Here is a 26,988-nt window from a genome sequence, read left to right on the forward strand (position 1 = left end):
CAAATCACTATGTTGGGCTTGTTGTTCGGACCCTGTCATCCGGGATATGTAGTCATGCCGCCACGGCGTACCAGTACAAAAGGCTTCAAACGCACCGACAGCCTGCTGTCGGGGCAGATCCGCAAGGCCAGCGAGAGTCGCGGCTTCGCGCAGTCGCGGCTGCTGACCCATTGGGCGGAAATCGTCGGTGATGACGCCGCGGCGATCTCGCGGCCCGTCGAGGTGAGCTACGGGCGCGCGGAAGGCTACGGTGCGACATTGACCCTGCTGACCACCGGGGCCAACGCGCCGATGCTCGAGATGCAGAAGGAACAGCTGCGCAAGCGCATCAACGGCGTTTATGGCCATGAGGCGATCAAGCGCATCCGGCTGACCCAGACGGCGGCGACCGGCTTTGCGGAAGGTCAGGTCGCCTTTGCCCCGAAACCCAGAACCGAGGATGCCGCGCCCGCCGATCCGGCTTTGCGCCAGAAGGCGGCGCGCACGGCGAGCCCGGTTGCGGACGACGGGCTGCGCGAGGCGCTCGCGCGCCTCGCCGAGAACATTTTCAACAAGGCCAAGAGCTGAACAGGCGAATAAAGGAACATCTCTATGAATCGCAGAAAAGTCATCCTCGGCGGACTCGCCACTCTGAGCCTCGGCGGCCTATTGCTCTCGGGCCGCTTCGGCAGCATCGGCTCGACCAGCCTCAGCCCCCTGGCCAGCCCCGCCAATGCGCAATCCGCCCCCTCCGACGTGGATACTTCGGGCATTGTCGAGATGACGATGGGCGATCCCGAGGCCAAGGTCACGGTGATCGAATATGCGTCGTTCACCTGTCCGCATTGCGCCACGTTCCATACGGGCCCGTTCAAGCAGCTGAAGGCCGATTATATCGACACCGGCAAGGTGAAATTCATCTACCGCGAAGTCTTTTTCGACCGTTTCGGTCTCTGGGGCTCGATGATCGCGCGTTGCGGCGGGCAGGAGAAATTCTTCGGCATCGCTGACCTGATCTACAAGGGCCAGTCCGACTGGACCAGCGCCGGGGAGCCCGCCGCGATCATCGAGGAACTGCGCAAGATCGGTCGTCTCGCCGGGCTCGATAACGAGGCACTCGACGCCTGTCTCAAGGATGGCGAGAAGGCCGAGGCGTTGGTCGCCTGGTACCAGCAGAACGCCGAGGCCGACGGGATCAACAGCACGCCGAGCTTCGTGATCGACGGCGAGAAACACGCCAACATGTCCTATGACGACATGAAAGAGCTGCTCGACGCGGCGCTGGAGGGCTGATGACCGCGCCGCTTGCCGGGCTTAAGGTCGTCGAACTGGCGCGTATCCTGGCCGGCCCCTGGGCCGGTCAGACGCTGGCGGATCTCGGCTGCGAGGTCATCAAGGTCGAAAGCCCCGATGGCGATGACACGCGCCAGTGGGGGCCGCCCTTCGTGACCCGGAACGAGGATGTTTCGGCGTCCTATTTCCATTCTACGAACCGCGGCAAGACCTCGGTCACGATCGATTTCCGCACCGAAGAAGGACGCGCGCGGCTCAAGGACCTGCTGGGCGACGCCGATATCCTGATCGAGAATTTCAAGACCGGCGGGCTGGCGAAATACGGGCTCGACTACGAGAGCCTCGCCGCGCAGTTCCCGCGGCTGATCTATTGCTCGATCACCGGCTTTGGCCATACCGGCCCCTATGCGCATCGGCCGGGCTATGATTTCATCATTCAGGGCATGTCCGGACTGATGTCGATCACCGGCGAGCCCGATGGACAGCCGCAGAAATCCGGTATGGCGATCACCGATATCTTCACCGGCATCTACGCCACGACCGCGATCCTGGCGGCGGTACATCAACGCAGCCAGACCGGCGTGGGTCAGCATATCGACATGGCGCTGCTCGATTGCGCCGTGGCGATCACCGGCAATCAGGCGATGAATTATCTGACCACCGGCACCGCCCCGACCCGCATGGGCAATGCGCATCCCAATCTGACACCCTATGAAGTGTTTGAATGCAGCGATGGTCATATCATCATCGCCACCGGCAATGACAGGCAATATCAGCGTCTTTGCCGGTTGCTCGGGCTCGATGACATGGCCGAGGCGCCGGAATATCGCAAGAATGCCGACCGCGTCGCCAACCGCCCCGAGATGATCCGGCGTCTGAACGGCGCGACGCGGACCCGTGCGCGCGACGATCTGCTGGCGGCCTGCGAATCCGAGGGTGTTCCCGCCGGGCCGATCAACGACATGGCCGACGTGATGGCCGATCCGCAGGTCAGGGCCCGGGGCATGCAGATCGAACTCGACGGCGTGCCGGGCTTGCGCGCGCCCTTCACCTTCTCCGGGGCGGAACTGGCGCTGACCCGTCCGGCTCCGAAGCTCGGCGAGCATGATTGAACAGGATCAGGGCGCCATGAACGCCCTGATCTCGTCGGCGCGCCGCATCGTGTCTTGATAGCCCAGGTCAATCAGCGCACCGGTATAACCGGTCTCGAAGAGCAGGTAACTGACCAACCGGCTGTCATGCCCCCAGGAGCCGATGCTGCGCATCATCATCCTCAGCGGCAGGGGCAGCTCGGCCGCATTCTCCGATGCGATTTCGCGCAGATCCCGGGAGGGCGATAGCAGGATCGTCTCGATCTTCCGCAGCGGCGTCTTTTCCAGCGCCTCGGGCGAGAGCAGCGACAGGGTCCGGTTGATCCGTGTCAGCCGTTCGTGATCCGATTCCAGGTTGTCGTTGAACAGGATGTCGAGCGCGTGACCGGCCATGTCGCCGATGGTGGGGCTTTCCTCGGGCCGGGCGCCGCGGGCCCTGCCGGGAATGTTGTCGCGGGTCGCGATGACCAGGATCCGATCAGCCCCGGTATGGATCGCGGGCGACAGGGGCGAGGTCAGCCGCAGGGCACCGTCGCCGTAATAGGCGGACCCCAGATGCACGGGCGCGAAAGCAAAGGGCAGCGCCGCGGAGGCCAGGAGGTGATCGACCTCGATGACACTGCGCAGACCCTGCCGCCGCGCGCGGGTCCATTCCCTGATCTCCGGTCGCCCCTGGAAAAACGTGACCGCCTTGCCTTCGTCATAGCTCGACGCGGTGATGCAGAATGCGTGCAGCGCGCCGGCGTTGAGCGCGCGCTTGATCAGCCTGGGTTTCAGCTCGCTCTGCAAGAGCTGCCGCAGCGGGGCGTTGTCGAGCAGCCCGCCGGAGCTGCGCAGGCCGAAATGTCCGAGCACAAGGGTCCCGGCCAGGCGCAATCCGGTGAGCAGCAGGGGCCAGGAGCGGACATCATAGATGCTGCCGCAATGCAGCCCGCGCCAGAGGCTTTCCAGATGCAGCGCACCATGCTGGAAATCCTGCGAGGCGGCCGCGATCGAAGCGGCATTGATTGCCCCGACCGAGGCACCGCAGATGATCTGGAAAGGCGAGCGGCGCCGACCGGTGATTTCGGCGATCGCCCTGATCGCGCCGACATGATAGGCCCCCCTCGCACCCCCGCCCTGAAGGACCAGCGCGATGCAGGGTGAGAGGTTGGGCGCGGTGGACATGAAGGCTCCTCAGAGGCTGAGTCTGCCCCCACGATAATCGCTCAGCGCGGTTTGCCAAGCGCCTCCAAAGTGGCGAAAAGCGCGTTGTCAGCGGGCAGTTTCAGCCGCACCGGCAGGGTGATCACCTTGCTGCGAAAGCTCGCGGGAAGGCGCACCGCGTCTTTCTCCGTGGTGACGAGCTGGGCGCCGCGCAGCATCGCGTCGGCCTCGAGCCGTTTCATCAACGCCGGTGTAAGGGGCTGGTGATCATCCAGCGCCTCGGCATGAACAAGCGTCGCCCCGAGCGCGCGCAGGGTTGCGAAAAATTTCTCCGGATGACCGATCCCGGCGAAGGCCAGCGCCGTCGTATCGGACCAGTCCATCCCGGTCTGTAATGCGATCAGCTCGGCGCGGACATGGGGCAGGCTGGCGGGGCGTTCGGGCGGATCGAAGGCGGCCTGTGCCTCGGCACCGCCGATGGAAAGCAGCAGATCGGCGCGGGCCAGCCCGATTGCCACCGGCTCTCGCAAGGGCCCGGCGGGCAAGCAAAGCCCGTTGCCGAAGCCTTTCGCCGCATCGACCACGACGATGGCGAGATCATGGGCGAGTGCCGGGTTCTGGAAGCCGTCGTCGAGCACGATGACACTGGCCCCCGCCGCCTCTGCCGCGCGGGCGGCGGCGGCACGGTCCCGCGCCACCCAGACCTCGGCGAAGGCGGCCAGCAGCAGCGGTTCGTCGCCCACCTCGGCGGCACTGTGACGCGCGGGATCGACCCTGACCGGCCCTTCGAGCGTCCCGCCATAGCCGCGCGACACCACATGCGGTTCGTGAAACAGCCCGCGCAGATGCTCGAGCACGGCAATGACCGTCGGGGTCTTGCCGGTGCCGCCTGCATTGATGTTGCCCACGCAGACCAGCGGCACGTCGAGCCGTTCCCGCGGACCCTGCGCCAGCCGCCGGGCGGTGGCCCCTGCATAGAGCGCGCCGAGCGGAGTCAGGGCGCGCGCGCGCCAGCCGGGGCGGGGTCGGTGCCAGAAATCCGGTGCCCGCATCAGCCGCCCCCGCCCGGGCCCTGCCGCCGGTCGAGCGCATCCTGAACCAGGTCGATCACCTTGTCGGTCAGCGCCGCGCCCTCGCTGATCACGTCCCAGCCCGCATGGGCCATGGTGGCGGCCTGATCCGGCGCGATCAGCCGCGACACGGCGGTGCCGAGCGCATCGGCATCATTGACGATCCGCGCCGCCCCGGCCGCGGCAAGACGGGTATAGGAGGGCAGGAACCGTCGCACCTTGGGCCCATAGAGGATGGCGGAGCCGAGCGCCGCCGCTTCGAAAGGATCGACGCCACCGCGATCGGCCAGAAGCGAAGAACCGAGGAAGGAGACCGGTGCGATCCGGTAGAAAAGACCGATGTCGCCGGGATCATCGGCAATCACGATCTGGGTGAAATCATCTGGATATTCGTCGCCCCATCGCAGGGTGCGAAAATCGCGGTCGCCGGCCTGCGACGCCATGGCATCGCAATCTGCGGGATCGGCAGGCAGCAGGATCAGCAGCAGACGATGCGACAGTTTGAGCGCCCGGCAGTGGGCGGAAAGGATGGTGGAGAGCTCCTGCGGCAGCACCTGATTGGCAAACCAGACCGGCCGCCCGCCAAGTGCCTGGGACAGATCCGCAAGGTCGGAATCCGCACAGGACAGCGCCTGACCTCCAGCCAGCAGCGGCGAGGTGATCTCGATATCCGCGGCGAGCAGGCCGAGCTGCACCAGGCGACGCTGGCCTGCCTGACTGCGCGTGAGGATCACCGAGAAGCTCGCCAGCAGATCGCGGGTCAGATCGCGCAGCCAGCGGTCGCGGCGCCCGTCGAATCCGCCGGTATCGGCATCGATCAGGAACATCGGGCAATTGGTGTCGGCAGTGGAGAGGATCAGGTTGGGCCGCAGCCCGCCCCAGGTCCAGACACAGGCATCCGGCCGCCAGTGCCGGAGGAAGATCTCGACGCTGCCCGGATGATCCTCCGGCAACAGGCTCAGCAGCAATTCTCCCGCCCCGTTCAACGAGGGCACTTCAGGCAGGGCGCGGTCAGGCCCCGGCAGGGTAATCAGGATATGCAGGCCGGGCCGGTTGGCGGCAAGCCGCGCGCCGAGATCCTGCACCGCGATCAGGCTGCCGGGCTCGGCCGCGTGCAGCCACACCAGCTCGCCCTCCGGGCGCGCTGTGGACGTCTCATAGACCGGCGTCTCGCCGCGGCTCGAAAGCGCGCGATAGGCCGTCTGCCCCAGCGAGCGCGCCATGACCCGTCAGCCCAGCTCTTCGGTCGAGGATGCCTGTGCCTCCTCGTCGCGCAGACGGTGCAGATGGGCGATGAAATAGCGCGTATGGGCATTATCGACGGTGCGCTGCGCCTCGGTCTTCCAGGCGTCATAAGCGCTTTCGTAATTCGGGAAGATCCCGACGATATGGATGTCATCGACATTCTTGAAGACGTTCTGGCTTGGATTCACCAGTTCGCCGCCAAAGACCAGATGCAGGCGTTGGGTCATGTCAGGGTCCTTTGATCTTGGGTGTTGTTCTTGGGTAATCAGATGCGGGGCATCACGCAAGGGCGTCGCACAGCTTGCCATGCAGCGCAGCCCCGCCAGCAACCACCCCGTCAAGCCGCGGATCGTCATTGTTGAAGCGCAGCGGTGCACCCCGGCGATCCGAGACGATCCCGCCTGCCTCGGCAATGATGAGCGCGCCGGCCGCGATGTCCCATTCCCAGCTGCGCCGCAGGGTGAGCATCGCGTCATATGCCCCTTCCGCGACCAGCGCGAGACGATAGGCCAGCGAGGGACGATAGGCGCGCCGGAAGGTCGGCAGGGTCTCGGCACGCCAGTGATGCAGGGCCAGAGCCGGGCGTGCGGCGAGCACCTCGGCATCGGCCAGCGCGCTGACATGCGAGGCCCGCATCGGAGCGCCGTTCAGCGTCGCCCCCTGTCCACGCGCCGCCGCATAAAGCCGGTCACGCCGCGGCAGATAGACCACTGCGGCGGTCACGATCCCGTCCTCGGCCACGGCCAGCGAATGCGCCCAGGTGTCGGACCCCTCGACGAAACTGCGGGTGCCGTCGATCGGGTCGATGATGAAGACGCGGCGCTTGTCGAGCCGTTCGGCATTGTCTTCGGTTTCTTCCGAAAGCCAGCCGTAATCGGGCCGCGCCCCGCGCAATGCGTCATGCAGCAGATCGTTGACGGCGAGATCGGCTTCGGTCACCGGACCGGCATCATCCGGCTTGTCCCAGCGCTGCGCCGTCGCTCCGGCAAAACCGCAGGCGACCTCGCCGGCCTTGCGTGCCGCGTCGAGCAGCAGGGGCAGATCATGCGCCGGCAAGGGTCATTCCCGGCACCAGCAGCGAGGGCACCACCCGGCTCAGATAGGGACGCGCGTCATTGGCAGGCACGAGCTGGCGCAGCATGTCGCGCAGATTGCCGGCAATCGTACATTCGTTGACGGCATGGGTGATCTCGCCATTCTCGATCCACAGGCCCGCCGCGCCGCGCGAATAATCCCCGGTATTGGGGTTGATCGTCGCGCCGATCATCGAGGTCACGAACAGCCCGGTGCCCATGTCGCGAATCAGGTCCCCACGGCTGGCGCTGCCTTGTGTGAGCGCAATGTTCCAGTTGCTCGGGCTCGGCCCCGAGGAGGTGCCCCGCGCAGCGTTGCCGGTGGGGGTTGCGCCGAGTTTGCGGGCGGTCGCCAGATCGAGGGTCCAGCCTTGCAGGACGCCATTCTCGACGATGGCGCGCCGCCGTGTGGCAAGCCCCTCGGCATCGAAGGGCCGGGAGCCGCTGACCCGTGGGCGGTGCGGATCTTCGATCAGTGACAGGGTCTCGGGCAGAATCTGTTCGCCCATCGCGTCGCGCAGGAAGGACGCGCCCCGGGCGATGGCGCTGCCGTTGATGGCACCGAGCAGATGGCCGATCAGGCTGGACGAGATACGCTCATCAAACAGCACCGGAAAGGCGCCCGTTGGCGGCTTTCGCGCGTCGAGCCTGGCCAGCGCCCGTTCCCCGGCGCTGCGGCCGATGTCCCCGGCGCTGCGCAGATCGTCCTGGAACACACGGCTGTCGCCGTCGTAATCGCGCTCCATGCCGCTGCCGCTGCCCGCGATCGCGACGCAGGACAGGCCGCGACTGCTGCGACCGTAACCGCCCTCGAACCCGTTGCTGGCAGCGAGGTAAACGTCCTGCGCTCCGTAGCCGGCGCTTGCCGACTGCACCTGGCTGACGCCTCCGACCTCCAGGGCCGCCGCTTCGGCAGCCGCCGCATCCTCCTGCAATGCCGCCGCGGAGGGCTCTGCCGATGGGTCCTGTAATTGCAGCGCCGCGACATCCCAATCCTGCGCCAGCTGCCCGGGAGCTGCCAGACCGGCATGGGGGTCTTCGGGGGCTTCGCGGGCCATGGCGACGGCGCGTTCGGCCATTTCCGCGATCGTCCGTTCGGAGGTGTCCGAGGCCGAGACCATGGCCGAGCGTCGGCCGACGAAAACCCGCAGTCCGAGATCGATGCTTTCGGCGCGCTCGGCCTGTTCCAGCCGACCGCCGCGCATGTCCACTGCGATCGAGGTCGCGCTGACGGTCATGGCATCGGCAGCCTCGGCCCCGGCCTTGTCGGCAGCCTGCAACAGCGAATGGGCCAGCGCCCTTGGGGAATGCGACATGCGGGATGCTCCGAGCTTGTTTGTCCCCAAGAGGTAGCGGCGCACCCGCCGTGCTGCAAGGGTGCGCCGGGGTTTATCGGCCCCGCGGGGTGGCCGCCCCCCCGGCTGCGCCGATGCGATGCGCGGGTTACTTGATGCGCTGGCCATTGGCGAGGATCTGGCCCTCCTCGGTGAATTCGATCCGGGAGGTCACCGTGTCCTCGCCCTCTCCCGGCACGGCGAAGAGCCCGAGCATCATCCGAGCGCCCATCGCCTGTTCGGAGGGCAGCAGACCGATTGCCACCAGCCGATCGATCAGGGCCGTGCCGCCCACAAGGCGGAGATCGACCGCGCCGACCGGCTTTGGCATGCCCGGTATCGTCGTGGTATCGGAATTGTCGAATGTGACATCGCCCTTGCCGGTCAGCTCGGCGCCCGCCGCATCGAGCGTCAGCGCGTTGAGACGCAGCGCCTCGATCTCGCCGGGCGCGGCATCCGGCCCTGCGGCGGCGAGTCTGGGGTCGAGAAGATCGGAAAGCAGTTTCGCCTTGCCGGAGATGTCGAGCGCCAGCGCTGCCGGATCGCGCGGCAGTTTGCCGGTCGGATCGAAGAGTCCCCAGATCATGTCGGACATGACGAATTCATCGAGATCGAGACCGAAGGCGAAATCTTGCGGCTTCTCGGACTTGCTGAGCGGTACCTGCAGTTCGAACCCCAGTTCGGCGAGGCTGAACTCTACCGGAAAGGGCAGGTCGGGCAGGGCAAGGCTCACTGCGATATCCTTCTGCTCACCTTCATAGGCAAGCCCGTCCTGCGCCATGCCGATGCTGAGCGCGCCGCCACCGGACGTGCTGTTCAGCGTCGAGACGCCGTTCGTCGGATCGGAAACCTCGATCACGCTGCCGCCGCTCGCGGCGCTGATCTTTCCGGCAATATCGAACCCGGCGTTGAGCATCACCGCCATGTCCTGCGTATTGGCGAGGTCAATGGGGATCATGCCCCGACCCGAGAGATCGAGATCGCCGACATGGCCGGTCATCTTGACCCTTGTGTCATCTTCGGGGCTGGTGATTGCCAGATCATAGGTCAGCCGCGCGATGGACCCGCTCTGTTCATAGCCGCGCATCCCGTCGATCTCCACCGCGGTGCGTGAGCTGATCTTGTCGGCCTGCAGCTTGAACGATGCCTGTTCGGGGCCGAAATTCTGCGCGCCGACCTGTAACCGTGCGAGTGCCATGGCGGCCGCATCGGCGGCATAATCATAGGTGATATCTTCCGGCGAACCGCTGGCGATGAAGCTCTGGCCGGTCTGGGCGAGATTGAGCGTCATCTGCACGCGCTCTTCGTCCGGCGATTTCGGCGTGACGTCGATTTCCAGCGGCAGAAGATCGGGCATGACGACCTCGACCGCCCCGTCGTCGCGCTGGAGCAGCGCGATATCGCCCAGCGAGACCGACAGATCGCCGTCCTCCTCCGGCATCACCATGTCGAAACGCAGACCGCTGATCGTCAGATCGGCACCGGTCCGGCTTTCCGTGGCCTCGATCCGATAGCCCATGTCCTGCATGTAGCCGCGCCAGTCGTTCCAGACCTGCACCGGCGTAAGATCGGCCGAGGCTGCACCGGACAGCAGCAACAGCGGCAGCGCCGCATAGACGGAGGTGGGGGCGGTGCGGTACATTGGCGTATCCTTGTTACGACGGGTTGCAGGCACGTTCTGCCAAACGCCCGGCAGGGTCAATACCACGGGGTGGACGCTGACGGTGCGTGTCATTACCACGGCGGCCACAAGGCAGGCAAAGCGCAAGCAGGGAGCGGACGGATGCAGATGACAGGGAAGACCGTGCTGATCACGGGGGCGAGCCGCGGCATCGGGGCCGAAACGGCGCGGGTCTTTGCCGCCGCCGGGGCAAATGTCGCGTTGCTCGCACGCTCGCAGGAGGCGATTGCCGAACTGGCCGGGGAAATCGGATCGAACGCCATCGCGATCCCCTGCAACGTGGCGCGCTATACCGAGATGTCCTCAGCGGTGGCCACCACGGTCTCGGCCTTCGGCGGGCTGGACGTGCTGATCAACAACGCCGGTGTGATCGAGCCGATCGCACCGCTCCGCGAGGTCGAGCCGGAGAGCTGGGGGCAGCTGATCGACGTCAATCTCAAGGGCGTGTTCAACGGCATTCGCGCGGCGCTGCCGGTGATGAAACGCGCGGGCGGCGGCTCGATCCTGACGATTTCCTCGGGAGCCGCGCATAACCCGCTGGAGGCCTGGAGCGCCTATTGCGCCTCCAAGGCCGCGGTGGCGATGCTGACCCGCTGTCTCGACCTTGAAGAGGCGGAACACGGCATCCGCGCCATCGGCCTCTCCCCCGGCACCGTAGCAACGCAGATGCAGCGCGAGATCAAGGAAAGCGGCATCAACCCGGTGAGCGAACTCGACTGGGAGGCGCATATTCCGCCCGAATGGGTGGCGCGGGCATTGCTCTGGATGTGCGGCAGCGGGGCCGACCGCTATCGCGGCGCAGAGATCTCGCTGCGCGATCAGGACGTGCGCCGGGCGGCCGGGCTGGCATGATCGAGCTGACGTGCGAGGGCGAGCTGTGGATCGTCACCATCGACCGACCGGACAAGGCCAATTCGCTGACCGAAGCGATGCTGACCCGGCTCGCCGAGATCATCGAGGAGGCGCAGGGCGCGCGGGCGGTGATCCTGACGGCGCGGGGACGGGTGTTCAGCGCCGGGGCGGATCTCGACGAGGCGCGTGCCGGGCTCGCCACATCGCCGGTCTGGGAGCGGCTGTCGGGCGCGGTGGCTGCCCTGCCGGGGCTCAGCATCGCGGCGCTCAACGGCACGCTGGCGGGCGGTGCCATGGGCATGGCGCTGGCCTGCGATCTGCGGATCGCCGTGCCCGGGGCGCGGTTCTTCTATCCGGTGATGAAGCTCGGCTTCCTGCCGCAGCCCAGTGATCCGCGGCGCATGGCCGCGCTGATCGGTCCGGCGCGCAGCAAGCTGATCCTGATGGGCGGCCAGAAGATCGATGCAGAAGAGGCCTTGCGCTTCGGGCTGATCGACCGGATCGTACCCGCCGAGGACCTGCTCGATGAGGCGCATGGCCTGGCTGCGGATACGCTGGCGGCACCGCCCGGGATCGCCCGGGGGATAAAGGACCTGTGCCGCACGGGCAGCGCGGGCTGAAGTGATCCCCTGCCTTGCCTCGGGCCTGGCGATGAGGGGCGCTGCCCCTCAAACTCCCCGGAGTATTGTTCGCATAAAGACGCGGTCAGATCAGCGGCACGAAGGGCACGTCGCAGGCGGTGAGCAGCAGGGTGGTCGCAAGGGCGAGGATCAGGCGCATCGGGGGTTCCTTTTTCGTAGAAGTCCCTTGTGGTCGGCCGGATGGATCCTGTCAACGCTTGCGCATGCCGCCCGGGACCTTGGAGCGGAATCCGGGCGGGCGTCTGGCCACCCAGGCAGCGAATTTCGCCAGCCGGGGGTGGGCGCGCAGCGCTTCGGGCGTGTTGAAATCCCGGGCCAGCTCTGCCTCGGTAAGGCTGGCGTGGATCTCGCGGTGGCAGATATGGTGCATCAGGATCGTCGGCGCGCCCTTGCCGCCCTTGAGCCTGGGGATCAGATGATGACGACTTTGCGGCACGTCGGGCGGGATCGGGCGCAGGCAGAGGGGGCAGATCGGATCGCTCATGGCAAAGAGCTTGATCGCAAAGGTCGGCGCGGGCAAGAGGGGCGGCAGGGCCGCTGGCGGCGAGGAGGGTTCATGGCATCGGCGATAACGCGGGCGGGAGCGGCGCGGTGAAGCGCGCGCTGGTGATCGGGGGCGGTCCGGCAGGTCTGATGGCTGCGCAGGAGCTGGCCGCGGCAGGGCTGTCGGTGACGCTTTGCGAGGCCAAGCCTTCGCTGGCGCGCAAATTCTTGATGGCCGGGAAGTCGGGGTTGAACCTGACCAAGGTTGCGTCGAGGGACGAGTTAGACGCGGCCTTCGGCGAGGCGGCGGGGGGCCTCTCGGCAATGCTCGATGCTTTCGGGCCTGACGCGGTGCAGAGCTGGGCGGAGGCGCTCGGGCAGAGGCTGTTCATCGGATCGACCGGCCGCGTCTTTCCGGAAGTGATGAAAGCCTCGCCATTGCTGCGGGCCTGGCTGGCGCGGCTGACGGATGCCGGTGTGGAGATCCGGACGCGCTGGCGCTGGCAGGGCTGGGACGGTACTGCCATGCGTTTCGCGACGCCCGAGGGCGTGCGGTTGCTCAGGGCGGATGTGACGGTCCTGGCGCTTGGCGGGGCGAGCTGGGCGCGGCTGGGGGCTGACGGGGCCTGGGCCGGGCTGCTGGCGGAACGCGGCGTGGCGCTGGCGCCGTTTGCCCCGGCCAATGCCGGGATCGAGATGCGATGGTCCGTGCATATGCAGCGGCATTTCGGCGCGGCGTTGAAGGGGGTCGGCTGGTCCGCCGGTCCCTTCGCCTCGCGCGGAGAGGCGGTGATCTCGGCGCGCGGGCTCGAGGGGGGCGGCATCTACGCAGTGTCGCGCGGTATCCGCGAGGGACATGTGCTGCGGGTCGATCTGCTACCGGAGCTGGGGGCGGCAGAGATCGCCGCACGGCTCGCCAGGGCGCGGGGGAAAGCGAGTCTCTCCAATCACCTGCGCAAGGTCCTGAAGCTCGATCCGGCGAAGCTGGCGCTGTTGCAGGAGATGGCGCATCCGTTGCCCGGGGCGGCCGAGGCGCTGGCACCGCTGCTCAAGCGGGTGACAATCCGCCATCGCAGGCTGCGCCCGATGGACGAGGCGATCTCGACCGCTGGCGGCGTGACCTTCCCGGCGGTGGATTCGCGGTTGATGCTGCGCGATCTGCCCGGCGTCTTCGTTGCCGGGGAGATGCTCGACTGGGAAGCGCCGACCGGGGGCTACCTGCTGACCGGGTGCCTCGCCACCGGGTATTGGGCAGGCCGGGGCGCGGCCGACTGGCTGGCCGAGAGCGCCTAGGCCGCGGCGTCGCGCGATTGCGCGGCGATATAGGCGGGGCGTTCGCGCATCTTTCTGGCCCATTGGCCGAGCCTGTCATCGACGCGCGGGAAATTGGCGCCGATCGACCAGTTGATGCAATGCAGCGCCAGCAGATCGGGCAGGGTAATCTCATCGCCCATCAGGAACGGACCGTCGAGCCGCTCCGACAGAATCGCGGCGGCGCGTTTGAATTCGGCCTTCAGACTGTCCTTGACCTGCGGTACCCGCTGCTCTTCGGGAAAGACGAAGCTGTGCTTGGCCGCCGCCCAGAGTACCGCGTCGAATTCATCGATCAGCCAGAAGGTCAGGGCATCCTGCCGGGCCCGGGCCGGCGTGCCGGCGGGCGCGGTCAGCTTGCCGTGTTTGTCGGCCAGATAGGTCATGATCGCGACGCTGTCGGTCAGCACCTCGTCACCGTCCTTCAGCGCCGGGATCTTGCCGGAAGGGTTGTATCGGCGGGCCTCGTCCGAGCGCGCGGCGGCGGGGATATGCTCATAGGCCTGGCCGAGCTCTTCGAGCATCCACATGACCCGGAAGGCGCGGGATTTGGTGGCTCCGATCACGGTGTACATGGGCAATCCTCTTTCTGTTTCAGCGTTGCGCACCCAGCATGGCCAGGCGAATGAATGCGCGTTCGACAAGCGCCAGCGCCGGGGCGTGCTGGCCTGCGGAACGCAGGATGAGGTCGGTATCGGTAAGCACGGAAAGCGCAGTTTCCAGCTTCGCCGCGCCCCATTGCTTGGCCTGACGCTGGGCGCGATCACGGTCGCGCACGCCATAGATCGGCGCGCCGGGGTTGGCGGCGATGCGATAAAGCGTGCGGAAATGCCGGGTCGCCATGATGATCAGGGTCACCGGGTTGGCGCCCTGGGCCTGCAGCCGGGCCATCACCGGACCTATCTCGCCCGCGCGGGCCTCGGCCACCACATGCAGGATGTCATCGACCTCGGCCTCGGTGGAGGTCGGGGCGCAGGCGGCGATGTCTTCCAAGTCGAGAGGGTTGCTGTCGCCAAGTTTGTAGAGCGTGATCTTTTCCAGCGTCTGGCGAAAATCGCCGGGGTCGAGCTGGCGTGCCAGATCGGTGAGTGCCGCCATCGTGTCCGGCGGCGGCGACAGACCGGCATCGGATAGCAGCCGCTCGATCTCGCCCCGGTCCGGCGGGTTGTCATAGATTGCGGTGGCATAGGCGTTGGGGTGGGCCTCGAAGGCCTTCAGCACTTTCGAGGTCTTCTTGAGATCGCCGCCGGTCACCACGATCTGCGCATCGCCGGGGCGCCATTCTGAGAGCGCGTCGAGCAGGATCTTGGCGATATTGTCGTTGGCATCCTCCACGAAAGCGGCGCGCGGACCGGGGAAGAAGCCGATGGCCTTGATCGCGTCGAGCAGCATGGCCGGGTCTCGGCGCAGCTCGCCTGCCTGCATCCGGCTGAGGCGCATTTCCTCTTCGGCATCGGGCCCCAGCAAAGCCTTGAGGAATTCCTGCCGTTTCAGCGCTACCCGCATCGCGTCGCCGCCATAGATCAGCAGGCCGGTCCTGCCGGGGTCGGGCTTCTTGAAATAGCCGGTGGCCTCGCGCGGGCTGAGCTTCATTGCGCCAGATCGGCGGCGAGCAGGCGCGCGACGATCTGATCTGCGAGGATGGTCATCAGCCGCTCGCGGGCATCGGTCTCGGCGGCGAGGGTGGCGACGGTGCTGCCGGTGGTCGAATAGCCGGTAAAGTTCTCGACCTTGCCGGAGGCCAGCACCACGCCGCTGTCGAGATCGCGCAGCGCATAATCGACGCTGCCGAGCAGGTTGTAGCGGTTGATGTTGCCGCTGCGGTCGATGTTGAGCCCATCGGCCCGCGTCGCAGCGCTCAGCGCCAGCGCATAGGTCGGCGCGCTGCTGCGGCCAAGACGGGTCTCGATCTCGCGGGTCAGGATATAGCCGTCCCGAGTCTCGGGCTCCTCGACCGAGACCCGGTTCTGCAAGGCGCTGCCGCTGCAGCCGGGACCATAGACCGGCTCGAAGCCGCAGGCTGTCAGCACCAGCGGCAGCGCCAGCAGCAGCCGGCGGGAGAGCCGGGGCCGGTCAGGCGACGACATTGACGATCCGTCCGGGCACCACGATGACCTTTTTCGGGGCCGCGCCACCCAATGTGCGGATCACCGCCTCGTGCCCGAGCGCGATCTTCTCAATCTCGGCGCGGTCCATGTCGGCGGGCACCTGGATCTCGGCGCGACGCTTGCCGTTGATCTGGATCGGCAGGGTCACCGTGTCATCGACCAGGAGCGCCTCGTCGGCCTGCGGCCAGGGGGCAGTGGTGACAAGCCCCTCGCCGCCCTGATGATGCCAGATGTCCTCGCTGAGATGCGGGGTCATCGGCGACATCAGCTGCGCCAGCACCATGATCGCCTCGCGTTGTGCCTCGTGGCTGGCCTTGGACTTCTGCAAGGTCCCGGTGAAGGCGTAAAGCTTGGCAATGGCGGCGTTGAAGCCGAAGGATTCGATGCCCATGGTCACGTCGTGGATGGTCTTGTGCAACGCACGGCGCAGGTCCTCGTCTCCCTCCCCCGGCGCATCGCGGTCCATTCCGGCGATCCGGTCGCAGATGTTCCAGACCCGCGACAGATGCTTGTAGGCAGCCTCGGCCCCGGCCGCGGTCCATTCGACATCGCGCTCGGGCGGGGAATCGCTCAGCACGAACCAGCGCGCCGTATCGGCGCCGAAGCGATCGATGATGCCGAGCGGATCGACAACGTTTTTCTTGGATTTCGACATCTTGGCGGAGGGGATGATCTCGACCTCCCGGCCATCGGCGAGCTTGCCCTCGGTCACTTCCTCGGGGAGGTGATAGACCAGGCGGCCCTTTTCGTCGCGGGTCTGGTAGATCTCGTGGGTCACCATGCCCTGCGTGAACAGCGCGTCGAACGGCTCCACCGCCGAGGCGGGCAAATGGCCGGTGATGTGCATCGCCCGGGCGAAGAAGCGCGAATAGAGAAGGTGCAGGATCGCGTGTTCGATGCCGCCGATATATTGATCGACGTTCATCCAGTAGGCGGCGTCTTCCATGTTGGTCGGCGTGTCGGCATGGGGCGCGGTGAAGCGCGCGAAATACCAGGAACTGTCAACGAACGTGTCCATCGTGTCGGTCTCGCGCCGCGCCTCGGCGCCGCAGGCGGGGCAGGTGGTATTGCGCCAGGTCGGATGCCGGTCGAGCGGATTGCCCGGCACGTCAAGCGTGACGTCATAGGGCAGTTCGATCGGCAGGTTTTCTTTCTTCTCCGGCACCACGCCGCAGCTGTCGCAATGCACCACCGGGATCGGGCAACCCCAATAGCGCTGGCGGCTCAGCCCCCAGTCGCGCAGCCGGAACTTCGTGACACCCTGACCGACGCCATTGGCCTCGCAGAAGGCAATGGCGGCCTCGATCCCCTCGTCACCGGTTTGCTGCGCCTCGCCGGCAAAACCGCGGTTGTAGAAGACCTGTTCGCTTTTCTGCGGCACATAGGCTTCGGTCAGCTCTTCGCTGCTGTCCTCGGAAGGCAGGAAGGTAGCGATGATCGGCAGATCGTATTTTTTCGCAAATTCGAAATCGCGCTGGTCATGCGCCGGGCAGCCGAAGATCGCGCCGGTGCCGTAATCCATCAGGATGAAATTCGCGATATAGACCGGCAGCTCGTGGCCGGTATCGAACGGATGGCGCACCCGGATGCCGGTATCGAGCCCGAGCTTCGGCGCGGTTTCGATCGCTTCTTCCGTCGTGCCGCCCTTGCGGCATTCGGCGTTGAAGGCGGCGATGCTCTCGTCATCGCGCTCCAGCGTGCGGGCCAGCGGGTGGTCGGGCGAGATGCCGATGAAGGAGGCGCCCATCAGCGTGTCGGGCCGGGTGGTATAGACCTCGATCCGGTCGTGACCCTCAGGCGCGTCGATGGTCGAAAAAGCGAATTGCAGGCCGCGCGACCTGCCGATCCAGTTCGACTGCATCAGCTTGACCTTGGCGGGCCAGTTGTCGAGCCCGTCTAGCGCATCGAGCAGCTCTTCGGAATGATCGGAGATCTTGAAGAACCATTGCGTCAGCTCGCGCCGCTCGACCAGCGCGCCGGAGCGCCAGCCGCGCCCCGCTTCGACCTGCTCGTTGGCAAGCACGGTCATGTCGACCGGGTCCCAGTTCACCACCGCGTTCTTGCGATAGACCAGTCCCTTTTCGAGGAAATCGAGGAACAGCGCCTGCTGCTGGCCATAATATTCCGGATCGCAGGTGGCGAATTCGCGGGACCAGTCGATCGACAGGCCCAGCGGTTTCATCTGGTCGCGCATGTCGGCGATATTCGAATAGGTCCAATCCTTGGGATGCCCCCCGGTCGCCATCGCCGCGTTTTCGGCCGGCATGCCGAAGGCGTCCCAGCCCATCGGATGCAGCACGTTATGGCCAGTGGCGATCTTGTAGCGCGCGATCACGTCGCCCATCGTGTAGTTGCGCACATGGCCCATGTGGATGCGCCCCGAGGGGTAGGGGAACATCTCGAGCACGTAATATTTCGGCCTGTCGGCATTGCGGACCGCCTTGAAGACTTCGTCCTTCTCCCAGGCAGCCTGCCAGCGGGCTTCGATTTCGGCGGGGGTGTAGCGGGACATGGGGTCGACCTTATCGCAAATGACAAACGCCGGGCGTGAGGTTCACGGGGCCCGGCGTGGTTTCGTGTGGTAGGGGAGGCGGGCTCAGAATTTGCTGTCGGCGACGCGCAGTTCGCGTGCGCGGCTCAGGATGGCGTCCTCGACGGCACGGGAGGTGGCCTTGCTGACCGGACTCCCTCCGCGGGTCTGCAGCGCAACGTTCAGCGCCCTGGCATCGAGCGCCGGATCGTCGATCAGCACGGTGGCGCGATAGGATTGCGCCCCCCCCGGCGGCGTGCCGTAGCCGGTGACGATCACACCGGTATAGGGATCGACGGTCTGCACCGGCAGGAAGTTCAGCACTTCGAGGCTGGCGTTCCAGAGATAGCGATTCACCTGAACGGTATTCTCGGCCGATTTGCGGTTGAAGATCGACCAGATCGTATTGTCCGGATTCGTCTCGATGTTATTGGGATTGTTCGGGTTGGTATAAGTGTCGGGCAGATCCCGTGCCGGACCGCCACAGGCAGCCAGCGCCGCCAGTGTCAGTAATGTGATTGCCGTCCTGCAAACGATACGACGCGCCATGCCAGTTTCCCTTTGCCCGTTTGGTCTCTGGTCTATCCAAGCTGGCAAGAGGGAGCAAGGTCTATGTCCGGCGCGGGGTGTGCAGAGGCAAACGGCAGGGTCGCGACGGCGGTCCGGCAAAACTGTGGCAAAGCTGCACCAATGCACATGCCATTGATCTCACAGGGCCGCAGTGTTGTTGCAATGAAAGGGGCAAAGGATGAAAACACCATCCATACCCTTACCGGATTCCCCGGTCTGGGCATGTGAATTCAAACCGAGGGAAAACTCATGAAAAAAGTTCTCTTCGCTACAACGGCCCTGGTTGCGACCGCCGGCGTTGCAGCAGCAGACGTTACTTTCGGCGGCTACGGTCGTTTTGGTGTGATGTACAACGACATCGACGGTGGCGGTGACTCCACCGACGTGACCAGCCGTTTCCGCCTGCAGATCGATGCGACCGCTGAATCCGACATGGGTGTGACCTTCGGTGCCCGTGCCCGTATCCAGCAGAACAACACCGACGACTCCCCGACCTACTCGGTTGGTCCCGACGGTATCGCCGGTACAGCTGACGACGTGAACGGTGCGACCGGTCCTGGCGGCACCGGCATCAACGGCGTGCGCTTCTTCGCCCGTTCCGGCGGCCTGGAAGTCGGCGTTGGCAACATCTACGGCGCGCTTGAGTTCATGCCCGGCATGTACCCGATCGACCTCGGTCTGACCGGCCTGGGCTATGACTACACCGCGTTCAACGACCGTGGCGACCAGTATTCGTCCGGTGGTAACGGTGCAGCCGGCTCCAACGGTGTTGAAGTCCTGTACTCCTTCGGCGACTTCTCGATGCACGTGTCGGCTTCCGACATCAACGATCGTGTTGCAGCCTACGGTGCCTACACATGGAGCGGCTGGACCATCGCTCTGGGTGCTCAGGATTCCGACGCTGCGACTGACACCGATTGGGCTGCATCCGTTGGCGGTGCCCTGGGCTTCGCAGACGTGACCCTGACCTATGCCGACAACGGCACCGGCGGTGACCGTGCGGTTCTGGCCGGTCGTTTCGACGTTGGCGCAGCAACCGACGTAGAAGTCTTTGTGGCTGACAACAGCGACGCAACCGATGGTTCTGCAAACGGCACAGCCTACGGTGTTGACTTCAACCACGACCTCGGCGGCGGCACCTCGCTGCGCGGCGGTGTGGTGTCCCGTTACAACGACGACGTCCGTGCCGACCTCGGTGTGCGCTTCAACTTCTAAGTTGATCCACATCTGACGATTTGGGGCAGGCCTTCGGGTCTGCCCCTTTTCTTTTGCGCGTCGCTGTTGTTATCTGCCGCTCCGTCACGAAAGGCCCGATATGACATTGCCAGACATCACCGCCCGCATCGCCGGGGCCGAGCAGAACGCAGGCCGCGCGCCCGGTTCGGTGCGGCTCATCGCCGTGAGCAAGGTGCAGCCCGAGGCGCGGGTGCGGGACGTGCTTGCGCAGGGGCAGCGTTGTTTCGGGGAGAACCGGGTGCAGGAGGCGGCCGGGAAATGGCCGGGCTTTCGCGAGGAATTCGCAAGTGTCGATCTGCACCTGATCGGACCGCTGCAGAGCAACAAGGCGCGCCAGGCGATGGAGCTTTTCGATGCGATCCATTCGCTCGACCGGCCGAAACTGGCGAACGCGCTGGCGCGGCTGGCACAGGAGATCGGGCGCTGCCCGCCGCTGTTCATTCAGGTCAATACCGGCGAGGAGGCGCAAAAGGCCGGCGTGCTGCCCGCGAGCGCGGATGATTTTATCGCAGAATGTCGAAAGCTCGACCTGCCGGTCACGGGGCTGATGTGCATCCCGCCTGCGGAGGAGGAGCCGTCCCTGCATTTCGCGCTGCTCGCCAAGATCGCGGCGCGTAACGGGCTTAAGGGGCTGTCGATGGGAATGAGCGGCGATTTCGAACGCGCCATCGCCCTCGGCGCCACGCATGTGCGGGTCGGATCGGCGATCTTCGGGGAACGTGTGGCGGGCTGACCGCTTTTTTCGCAATCGCTCAGCGCACGATCAGCCGAGATCCCGGGACCAGATCTTGCGCGATGCTGTGCAGGTGCCGCCGCGAAAGCGCCACGCAGCCTTCGGTCGGGTAGAGCGGCCGCCGCCATTGGTGGATGAAGATCGCCGAACCGCGCCCCGGCGCGGCATCCGGCCAGTTCCAGTCGGTCAGTATCACCAGATCATAGAGCGGATCGGCGCGGCGCAGCCTTTCATGGCTCTGCCCGTAGGGCGCGCGCACCAAGTGATTATAATGCGGGTCTTCCGGCGCATCCGACCACAGGTCGCCCGGCAGGATCGGCCGGGCCCATCCGGTCGGCGCATTGATCCGGTCGGGGCGATAGAGCATTCCGACGATGCGATGTTCGCCCAGCGGTGTCGCGCCGTCGCCCTCGCGCTTGGCAGCATTCAACCCGCCCCTGCCGATGCTGCAGGCGTAGCGCCGTCCACGAAAGCGCAGCCCCTGTCGTGTCAGGACCAGATCGGCGGGAGTCACAGCAAATGTCCGGATTTCGCCGCCTTGGTCGCCAGATACGCCTTGTTGTGACGGTTTTCACCGACCGCCAGCGGCACCCGCTCGCTGACCGTGACGCCGCTGTCGTTCATCATGTCGACCTTGCGGGGGTTGTTGGTCAGCAGCCGCACGGACGAAAAGCCCATCGAGGTCAGGATATGGGCGCCGAGGCGGAAATCGCGCTCGTCATCCTCGAAACCCAGCCGGTGATTGGCTTCGACCGTGTCAAAGCCCTGATCCTGCAGGGAATAGGCGCGCATCTTGTTGGCCAGGCCGATGCCGCGGCCTTCCTGATTGAGATAGAGCAGCACGCCTTCGCCTTCGGCCCCCATCTGCGCCAGCGCGGCGCGCAGCTGCGGGCCGCAGTCGCATTTCAGCGAACCCATGAGGTCGCCGGTGAAACAGGCCGAATGCAGTCGGGCCAGCACCGGTTTGCGCCGGTCCGGGCGGCCGATCTCGATGGCGTAATGTTCCTCGGCCCCGTCCTCGGGGCGGAAAATATGCAGACGACCGGCTTCGGAAACCTCCATCGGCAGACGGGCATTGACCACCGGATGCAGGGGGCTGACGGCACCGAGTGACGGCGTGATCGCATCCAGATCCAGCGTGGTGAGTCCATGGTGTCGGGCCAGCTCGGCCACGTCGGCATGTTCGAGCACCAGCACGGCGGGCAGCAGCCGCGCGCTCTTGGCGATCTGCAAAGCGACGCGATGCGCATCCGCGGCGCCGTCGCGCGAACAGGCGAGCGGCCCCTTCATCGGGGCGCGCAGGTCGTCCGCGGGATCGGCGATGCTCTGCACCCAGCCCGGTGTGGCATCCTCCGGCAGGGTCACGCGGGCGAGGTCTCCGTCATAGGGGCGCGCCTTCAGCGTCTCCGCCCGCCGCGCGGTGATCGCGAGCACCGGCGCACCGCCCAGGGCCAGCAGGTCGGCCAGCCGCTGCGCGCTCAAGGTCTCGGCGGCGAGCAGCAACGCAGGCTGGCGCCCGGTCAGGGCGATCGGCACGCCCATGCGCAGATCGGCCCGCGCACGCGCCAGCTGTTCGGTGATATCGGGGGCAAAGCTCATGGTTCTGTTACAACTCCGGCGCGGGGATGCAGGATATCTAGGCGAAGCCTTCGGAAAATGAAACAATTGACCGCATCGCCACACGGGCCCGTGAAAGAAACGGCGGCTGCCCTTGTCGAAATCGTGATCAGGACGCATCTGGTATAGTACAGGAAACGGAGAAACCCCATGGCGCAGCTCAAGAAAATCCTTCTGGTCGATGACGATGACGATCTGCGCGAGGCGTTGAGCGAACAATTGATCATGACGGAAGATTTCGACGTCTTTGAAGCGGCGAACGGCAGCGATGCGATGACCCGGGCCAAGGAGGCGCTCTACGATCTCGTCATCCTCGACGTCGGCCTGCCGGATACCGACGGGCGCGAATTGTGCCGCCTGATGCGCAAGCAGGGGGTGAAGAGCCCGATCCTGATGCTGACCGGCCATGACAGCGACGCCGACACGATTCTCGGGCTCGACGCCGGGGCCAATGATTATGTCAGCAAGCCCTTCAAGTTCCCGGTGCTGCTGGCACGTATCCGCGCGCAACTGCGCCAGCATGAACAATCCGAGGATGCGGTGTTCCAGCTCGGGCCCTATACGTTCAAACCGGCGATGAAGATGCTGATCACCGAGGATGACCACAAGGTGAGGCTCACCGAGAAAGAGACCAACATCCTGAAATTCCTCTATCGTTCGAACGATGGCGTGGTGCCGCGCGAGGTGCTGCTGCATGAGGTCTGGGGCTATAATGCCGGGGTCACGACCCATACGCTGGAAACCCATATCTACCGGCTGCGCCAGAAGATCGAGCCTGACCCGTCGAATGCGCGGATTCTCGTCACTGAATCCGGCGGCTACAGATTAATGTCGTAAAACGGGAACTTTTTCGCTATCATCGGACTTAAGATCCTGAGTGGCGAGGTTTTCATGACTCGCCAATCGGTTTGAACCCGCTGATATGCCCGGGCAATGGCATATCCCTCCCTGTTGGACTGGCCGGGCCTCGTGCCCGGCCTTTTTTCGCAAGCCGCCTGCGCGGCGCAGGGAGGGTTTTCCGTTCCAACGGCGGATCGCGGCAGTACCGGTAAGACGGAGAGGTTTTCGCCATGGCGATACCAGGCGCACCGGGTTAGGGTGCGCGGATCTTCAGACTACCGGAGCCTGCCATGCCGTTCACCCTTGCCACCTGGAACATCAATTCGATCCGCCTGCGCGAGCCGATCGTGCTGCGGCTGCTCGCCGAGCATGGACCGGATGTGCTGTGTCTGCAGGAATGCAAGTCCCCGGTGGACAAAATCCCGCTCGAGGCGTTCCGGGCGGCCGGATACACGCATATGATCGCGCGGGGGCAGAAGGGCTACAACGGCGTGGCGATCCTCTCGAAATTGCCGCTCGAGGATGCCGGGGATCAGGATTTCGCGGCGCTCGGCCATGCCCGCCACATCGCGGCCCGGCTGGAGAACGGTGTGGTGATCCACAACTTCTATGTCCCCGCCGGGGGCGACAAGCCGGATCGCGAGATCAACGAGAAATTCGGGCAAAAGCTCGACTACCTCGCCGATATGCGCGACTTTTTTCGCAACGAACTCCCCCGGAAGTCCATCCTTGTCGGCGATCTCAACATCGCCCCGCGCGAGGATGACGTCTGGAACCACAAGCAGCTGCTGAAGGTGGTCAGCCATACGCCGGTCGAGGTCGAGGCGCTCGGCGAGATGCAGGATTCCGGGCGCTGGGTCGATATTACCCGGCAGGATATCCCGCAGGGCAATCTCTATAGCTGGTGGTCCTACCGCTCGCCGGAATGGGATGCCGCCGACAAGGGGCGCAGGCTCGATCATGTCTGGGCGACGCCCGACATTTCCAACGCCGCTCATTCGAGCCATGTGGTGCGGGCTGCGCGCGGCTGGGAAAAGCCGAGCGACCATGCCCCGGTATTCGCCTCATTTGACCTTTGAAACACCCGCGCGGGGCTCCATATTAGAGCCGACTCCAGACAGGCGCGACCAAGCGAGGAACAAGACAAGATGGAAGAACTGAACCTTTCCCCGGCCCCCGATGCGGACCTGATCAAGGACAGCAGCGAAGCGACCTTCATGGCAGACGTGGTGGAGGCATCCCAGGGCGTGCCGGTGATCGTCGATTTCTGGGCCCCCTGGTGCGGCCCCTGCAAGACCCTCGGCCCGTTGCTCGAGGATGCGGTGCGCGCCGCCAAGGGCGCGGTCAAGATGGTCAAGGTCAATGTGGACGAGGCCCAGAACATCGCCGGTCAGCTGCAGATCCAGTCGATCCCGACAGTCTATGCCTTCTACAACGGGCAGCCTGTCGATGGTTTCCAGGGCGCGCTGCCGCAATCGGAGATCAAGGCCTTCGTCGACCGCGTGGTGAAGGCGGGGGGCGGGGAAGCCCCCGGCGATACCCTGTCCGACGCGGTCGATGCGGCGGAGGAAATGCTGACCGAGGGCGCGGCGGCCGACGCGGCGCAGACCTTCGCGGCGATCCTTGGCGAAGACGAGAAACACGCGGGCGCCTATGGCGGCATGGTGCGCGCCTATATCGCGATGGGCGAGCTCGATCAGGCCGAGGCGATCCTCAATGGCGCCCCGATCGAGATTTCACAGGCGCCGGTACTCGAAGCGGCCCATGCGCAGCTCGAACTGGCGCGACAGGCGGCCGATGCCGGTCCGGTGAGCGAATTGCAAGCGGCGGTGGAGGCCGATCCGCAGGACCATCAGGCGCGGTTCGATCTCGCCCAGGCCCTCTATGCCCATGGCGATGCAGAGGCGGCGGTGACGCAATTGCTGGAATTGTTCCGTCAGGACCGCGAGTGGAACGACGGCGCGGCGAAGACGCAGCTTTTCACTATTTTCGATGCGTTGAAGCCCAATGACCCGGTCGTTCTGCATGGGCGGCGCAAGCTCAGCTCGATGATATTTGCCTGAGGTGCGCGATGCGCTAGGTCGAGCAGCATGATCAAACAAACGGAACTGCCAGACACGATCGCGATCTTCCCGCTGGCAGGGGCCTTGCTGCTGCCGCGCTCGCGTCTGCCGCTGCATATCTTCGAACCGCGCTACCTGCAGATGATCGAGGATACGCTCAAGACGCCCGGTCGGCTGATCGGCATGGTGCAACCCAACGTGGTGGCCGGGCGCGAAGGGCCCGGTCTGCATCGTATCGGTTGCGCCGGTCGGCTGACCCAATTCTCCGAGACCGAAGACGGGCGCTACATGATAACGCTGGGCGGGGTCTCGCGGTTCCGGGTGGTCAAGGAGATCGAGGGGTTCAGCCCCTATCGGCGCTGCGATGTCAGTTGGGACGGGTTCGAACGCGATCTGGAGGATGAGGAGGTCGATGCGGGGTTCCACCGCAGCGAGTTTCTCGATCTTCTGAGCCGCTATTTCGACGCCCGAAACCTGTCCGCCGATTGGGACACGTTGAAAGAGGCTGACGACGAGCTGCTGATCAACTCGCTGTCGATGATGCTCGATTTCGAATCCGAGGATAAACAGGCGCTGCTAGAGGCTCCCTCGCTGGAAACCCGGCGCGAGACCCTTATAACGCTGATTGAATTCACCCTCAGGGGTGGCGATGAAGGGGAAGTGATGCAATGAGTGCAACGGTGGCGGAATTCGACAGGCGGATGCTGGAAGCGCTGATCTGCCCGCGCAGTCAAAGCAGTCTGCGCTATGATGCGGAGCGGCAGGAACTGATCTCGGACGCCGCAGGGCTTGCCTATCCGATCCGCAATGGCATTCCGGTCATGCTGGCCGACGAGGCCCGCGAGCTCGACTGATCCTGTCAGAGCGGCTGGCCCCGCATCAGCCGCGGCAGATCGCCGGTCAGCCCGGCGGCTTCGCGGATGAACCCGCGGCGCAGGCCGGGCAGCGCATTGATTGCCGCCATCCCCGCGTCCCGCGCCAGGCGTATCAGGGCATTATCGTTTGAAAACATCCGGTTGAACGTGTCGGTCGCGAGCGCCAGCGTGGTGTTGTCGAACCGCCGCCATTGCTGGTAGCGCTGCAGGGCAGGTGCCGCGCCGTAATCCTCGCCGCGGCGATGCGCGTCGGCGATCACCTCTGCCAGCGCCGCCACATCGCGCAGCCCGGCGTTGAGCCCCTGACCGGCGATCGGATGCACGCCATGGGCGGCGTCGCCGAGCAATGCCACCCGGTCGGCAACCATCTCGAGTGTCAGCGACATGCCCAGGGGATAGGTATAGCGCTGTCCGACGAGGGAAATCTCTCCGAGGAAGTCGCCGAACCGCGGCCGCAGCATCTCGAGATATTCCGCTTCCGGCAGCGCATGGATCGCGGCAGCGTTCTCACGGCTTTCGCTCCACACGATGGAGGAGCGGCTGCCGGTCAGCGGCAGGATCGCCAGCGGCCCGGCGGGCATGAAGAACTGATGCGCGATGCCGTGGTGGGGCTGTTCATGCGACAGGGCGCAGACCAGCGCGGTCTGGCCGTATTCCCAGCCGATGCGCCGGATCCTCGCCCGCTCCGCCGTGCCGGAGCGCTTGCCGTCGGCACCTACCGCGAGCCGCGCGCGCATGGATTTGCCCGATGCCATCCGCAGGGTGATGCCGGTCGCATCGTTGTGCTGCGCGATCACCGTGTCGCCGTTGAGCTGGGTGATGCCCTCGGCTGCCTCTACCGCTTCGAGCAGGGCGCGGCGCAGGTGCCGGTCCTCGACCATATGGCCCATCGGGCCTTCCTCGATCTCGGCGTGATCGAAATGCATGAAGAACGGGGAGGGCCCTTCGCCCGCGCGCCCGTCGGTGACCTTGATCTCCAGCATCGGCTGGGCGTGTTCGGCGACCGCCTGCCAGAGCCCGATCCCTTCCAGCAGCCGCGTCGAGGTCAGCGCCAGCGCATAGGCGCGCCCGTCGAAGGCGGCGTTCTTGCGGGTCTTGAGCGCCAGCGCGTCGATCAGGGTGACGCGCAGCCCGGTCCGGGCCAGGGCCAGGGCCAGCGTCGGGCCGTTCAGCCCGCCGCCGATGATCGCAATGTCACAATCGTAACTCATGTCCCT

Annotated in this window: 29 protein-coding genes; 13 read left to right on the forward strand and 16 right to left on the reverse strand. The window is 65.6% G+C overall.

The annotated features are described in order from the left end of the window. The first annotated feature begins 54 nt into the window (after nt 1–54). Genes ACFSUD_RS08825 through ACFSUD_RS08835 form a run of 3 tightly spaced genes read left to right on the forward strand, consistent with a single transcriptional unit; the run spans nt 55 to nt 2,384 of the window. Nucleotides 55–567, forward strand: a complete 513-nt coding sequence (locus ACFSUD_RS08825; protein WP_386373504.1) for a DUF721 domain-containing protein — start codon at nt 55–57, stop codon at nt 565–567. 24 nt (nt 568–591) lie between these two features. After that, nucleotides 592–1,272: a DsbA family protein gene (locus ACFSUD_RS08830; protein ID WP_386373506.1), complete on the forward strand. Its 681-nt coding sequence runs from the start codon at nt 592–594 to the stop codon at nt 1,270–1,272. Beyond that, the gene (locus ACFSUD_RS08835; protein WP_386373508.1) at nt 1,272–2,384 is read left to right on the forward strand and encodes a CaiB/BaiF CoA transferase family protein; all 1,113 of its coding nucleotides are present in this window, start codon (nt 1,272–1,274) and stop codon (nt 2,382–2,384) included. The genes ACFSUD_RS08830 and ACFSUD_RS08835 overlap by 1 nt, the downstream gene beginning before the upstream one ends. Before the next feature lie 6 nt (nt 2,385–2,390). Here ACFSUD_RS08835 and ACFSUD_RS08840 read toward each other — a convergent pair whose 3' ends face one another. From ACFSUD_RS08840 to ACFSUD_RS08870, 7 genes are all read right to left on the reverse strand, one after another. Beyond that, nucleotides 2,391–3,530, reverse strand: coding sequence for a patatin-like phospholipase family protein (locus ACFSUD_RS08840; protein WP_386373510.1), 1,140 nt, complete (start codon nt 3,528–3,530; stop codon nt 2,391–2,393). A 41-nt stretch (nt 3,531–3,571) separates the two neighbouring features. After that, on the reverse strand, nt 3,572–4,561 hold the full coding sequence (gene lpxK / locus ACFSUD_RS08845; protein ID WP_386373512.1) for a tetraacyldisaccharide 4'-kinase: 990 nt from the start codon (nt 4,559–4,561) through the stop codon (nt 3,572–3,574). Continuing rightward, complete coding sequence (locus ACFSUD_RS08850; protein ID WP_386373514.1) at nt 4,561–5,802, reverse strand: 3-deoxy-D-manno-octulosonic acid transferase; 1,242 nt, start codon at nt 5,800–5,802, stop codon at nt 4,561–4,563. Before ACFSUD_RS08850 ends, lpxK begins: the two co-directional genes overlap by 1 nt. Before the next feature lie 6 nt (nt 5,803–5,808). Further along, the gene (locus tag ACFSUD_RS08855) at nt 5,809–6,051 is read right to left on the reverse strand and encodes a DUF4170 domain-containing protein (RefSeq protein ID WP_386373516.1); all 243 of its coding nucleotides are present in this window, start codon (nt 6,049–6,051) and stop codon (nt 5,809–5,811) included. 52 nt (nt 6,052–6,103) lie between these two features. Beyond that, the gene (locus ACFSUD_RS08860) at nt 6,104–6,880 is read right to left on the reverse strand and encodes a 3'(2'),5'-bisphosphate nucleotidase CysQ (protein WP_386373518.1); all 777 of its coding nucleotides are present in this window, start codon (nt 6,878–6,880) and stop codon (nt 6,104–6,106) included. After that, complete coding sequence (locus ACFSUD_RS08865; protein WP_386373520.1) at nt 6,867–8,213, reverse strand: TldD/PmbA family protein; 1,347 nt, start codon at nt 8,211–8,213, stop codon at nt 6,867–6,869. The genes ACFSUD_RS08860 and ACFSUD_RS08865 overlap by 14 nt, the downstream gene beginning before the upstream one ends. A gap of 127 nt (nt 8,214–8,340) precedes the next feature. Further along, a complete protein-coding gene (locus tag ACFSUD_RS08870) occupies nt 8,341–9,873 on the reverse strand; it encodes a DUF2125 domain-containing protein (protein WP_386373522.1) in 1,533 nt (510 codons plus the stop codon). 141 nt (nt 9,874–10,014) lie between these two features. Between ACFSUD_RS08870 and ACFSUD_RS08875 the strand changes: the two genes are divergently transcribed. Both ACFSUD_RS08875 and ACFSUD_RS08880 read left to right on the forward strand, forming a co-directional pair. Then, nucleotides 10,015–10,764 (forward strand): SDR family oxidoreductase, encoded by a 750-nt coding sequence (locus tag ACFSUD_RS08875; protein WP_386373524.1) that lies wholly within the window; start codon nt 10,015–10,017, stop codon nt 10,762–10,764. Next, nucleotides 10,761–11,384 carry an enoyl-CoA hydratase/isomerase family protein gene (locus ACFSUD_RS08880; RefSeq protein WP_386373526.1) on the forward strand — a complete coding sequence of 208 codons (624 nt, stop codon included), beginning with the start codon at nt 10,761–10,763 and terminating at the stop codon, nt 11,382–11,384. The genes ACFSUD_RS08875 and ACFSUD_RS08880 overlap by 4 nt, the downstream gene beginning before the upstream one ends. A 211-nt stretch (nt 11,385–11,595) precedes the next feature. Here the strand turns inward: ACFSUD_RS08880 and ACFSUD_RS08885 are convergent, their stop codons facing one another. Beyond that, nucleotides 11,596–11,889 carry an HNH endonuclease gene (locus ACFSUD_RS08885; protein WP_386373528.1) on the reverse strand — a complete coding sequence of 98 codons (294 nt, stop codon included), beginning with the start codon at nt 11,887–11,889 and terminating at the stop codon, nt 11,596–11,598. A gap of 107 nt (nt 11,890–11,996) precedes the next feature. Here ACFSUD_RS08885 and ACFSUD_RS08890 point away from each other — a divergent pair, with 107 nt between their 5' ends. Further along, nucleotides 11,997–13,181, forward strand: a complete 1,185-nt coding sequence (locus ACFSUD_RS08890; protein ID WP_386373530.1) for a TIGR03862 family flavoprotein — start codon at nt 11,997–11,999, stop codon at nt 13,179–13,181. Here the strand turns inward: ACFSUD_RS08890 and ACFSUD_RS08895 are convergent. From ACFSUD_RS08895 to ACFSUD_RS08915, 5 genes are all read right to left on the reverse strand, one after another. Beyond that, a complete protein-coding gene (locus tag ACFSUD_RS08895; protein WP_386373532.1) occupies nt 13,178–13,774 on the reverse strand; it encodes a glutathione S-transferase family protein in 597 nt (198 codons plus the stop codon). The genes ACFSUD_RS08890 and ACFSUD_RS08895 overlap by 4 nt on opposite strands. Before the next feature lie 19 nt (nt 13,775–13,793). Next, a complete protein-coding gene (holA, locus tag ACFSUD_RS08900) occupies nt 13,794–14,792 on the reverse strand; it encodes a DNA polymerase III subunit delta (protein ID WP_386373534.1) in 999 nt (332 codons plus the stop codon). Continuing rightward, nucleotides 14,789–15,286, reverse strand: a complete 498-nt coding sequence (gene lptE / locus ACFSUD_RS08905) for an LPS assembly lipoprotein LptE (protein WP_386373536.1) — start codon at nt 15,284–15,286, stop codon at nt 14,789–14,791. Before lptE ends, holA begins: the two co-directional genes overlap by 4 nt. Beyond that, nucleotides 15,273–17,819, reverse strand: coding sequence for a leucine--tRNA ligase (gene leuS / locus ACFSUD_RS08910; protein ID WP_386373538.1), 2,547 nt, complete (start codon nt 17,817–17,819; stop codon nt 15,273–15,275). Before leuS ends, lptE begins: the two co-directional genes overlap by 14 nt. Before the next feature lie 84 nt (nt 17,820–17,903). Further along, the gene (locus ACFSUD_RS08915) at nt 17,904–18,386 is read right to left on the reverse strand and encodes a DUF3576 domain-containing protein (protein WP_386373539.1); all 483 of its coding nucleotides are present in this window, start codon (nt 18,384–18,386) and stop codon (nt 17,904–17,906) included. A gap of 270 nt (nt 18,387–18,656) precedes the next feature. Between ACFSUD_RS08915 and ACFSUD_RS08920 the strand changes: the two genes are divergently transcribed. Next, nucleotides 18,657–19,622: a porin gene (locus ACFSUD_RS08920; RefSeq protein WP_386373541.1), complete on the forward strand. Its 966-nt coding sequence runs from the start codon at nt 18,657–18,659 to the stop codon at nt 19,620–19,622. A gap of 100 nt (nt 19,623–19,722) precedes the next feature. Further along, nucleotides 19,723–20,376, forward strand: a complete 654-nt coding sequence (locus tag ACFSUD_RS08925; RefSeq protein ID WP_386373542.1) for a YggS family pyridoxal phosphate-dependent enzyme — start codon at nt 19,723–19,725, stop codon at nt 20,374–20,376. Between the two features lie 19 nt (nt 20,377–20,395). Here the strand turns inward: ACFSUD_RS08925 and ACFSUD_RS08930 are convergent, their stop codons facing one another. Continuing rightward, nucleotides 20,396–20,890, reverse strand: a complete 495-nt coding sequence (locus ACFSUD_RS08930; RefSeq protein ID WP_386373544.1) for a L,D-transpeptidase family protein — start codon at nt 20,888–20,890, stop codon at nt 20,396–20,398. Beyond that, nucleotides 20,887–21,975: a GTP cyclohydrolase II gene (ribA, locus tag ACFSUD_RS08935; protein WP_386373545.1), complete on the reverse strand. Its 1,089-nt coding sequence runs from the start codon at nt 21,973–21,975 to the stop codon at nt 20,887–20,889. The genes ACFSUD_RS08930 and ribA overlap by 4 nt, the downstream gene beginning before the upstream one ends. A 168-nt stretch (nt 21,976–22,143) precedes the next feature. On the opposite strand from ribA, the gene ACFSUD_RS08940 reads away from it, so the two are divergent. From ACFSUD_RS08940 to ACFSUD_RS08960, 5 genes are all read left to right on the forward strand, one after another. Beyond that, complete coding sequence (locus ACFSUD_RS08940; protein ID WP_386373547.1) at nt 22,144–22,830, forward strand: response regulator transcription factor; 687 nt, start codon at nt 22,144–22,146, stop codon at nt 22,828–22,830. Nucleotides 22,831–23,123: 293 nt separating this feature from the next. Beyond that, nucleotides 23,124–23,912: an exodeoxyribonuclease III gene (locus ACFSUD_RS08945; protein WP_386373549.1), complete on the forward strand. Its 789-nt coding sequence runs from the start codon at nt 23,124–23,126 to the stop codon at nt 23,910–23,912. Nucleotides 23,913–23,981: 69 nt separating this feature from the next. Beyond that, nucleotides 23,982–24,896 carry a thioredoxin gene (gene trxA / locus ACFSUD_RS08950; RefSeq protein ID WP_386373551.1) on the forward strand — a complete coding sequence of 305 codons (915 nt, stop codon included), beginning with the start codon at nt 23,982–23,984 and terminating at the stop codon, nt 24,894–24,896. A 27-nt stretch (nt 24,897–24,923) separates the two neighbouring features. Beyond that, nucleotides 24,924–25,568: an LON peptidase substrate-binding domain-containing protein gene (locus tag ACFSUD_RS08955; protein WP_386373553.1), complete on the forward strand. Its 645-nt coding sequence runs from the start codon at nt 24,924–24,926 to the stop codon at nt 25,566–25,568. After that, entirely contained in the window at nt 25,565–25,750 is a 186-nt protein-coding gene (locus tag ACFSUD_RS08960) for a Trm112 family protein (RefSeq protein WP_386373555.1), read from the forward strand. The genes ACFSUD_RS08955 and ACFSUD_RS08960 overlap by 4 nt, the downstream gene beginning before the upstream one ends. 5 nt (nt 25,751–25,755) lie before the next feature. On the opposite strand, the gene ACFSUD_RS08965 is transcribed toward ACFSUD_RS08960, so the two are convergent. Beyond that, complete coding sequence (locus ACFSUD_RS08965) at nt 25,756–26,982, reverse strand: FAD-dependent monooxygenase (protein WP_386373557.1); 1,227 nt, start codon at nt 26,980–26,982, stop codon at nt 25,756–25,758. Between the last annotated feature and the right edge of the window lie 6 nt (nt 26,983–26,988).

This window comes from Sulfitobacter aestuarii (assembly GCF_042685005.1).
GTDB lineage: Bacteria > Pseudomonadota > Alphaproteobacteria > Rhodobacterales > Rhodobacteraceae > Sulfitobacter > Sulfitobacter aestuarii.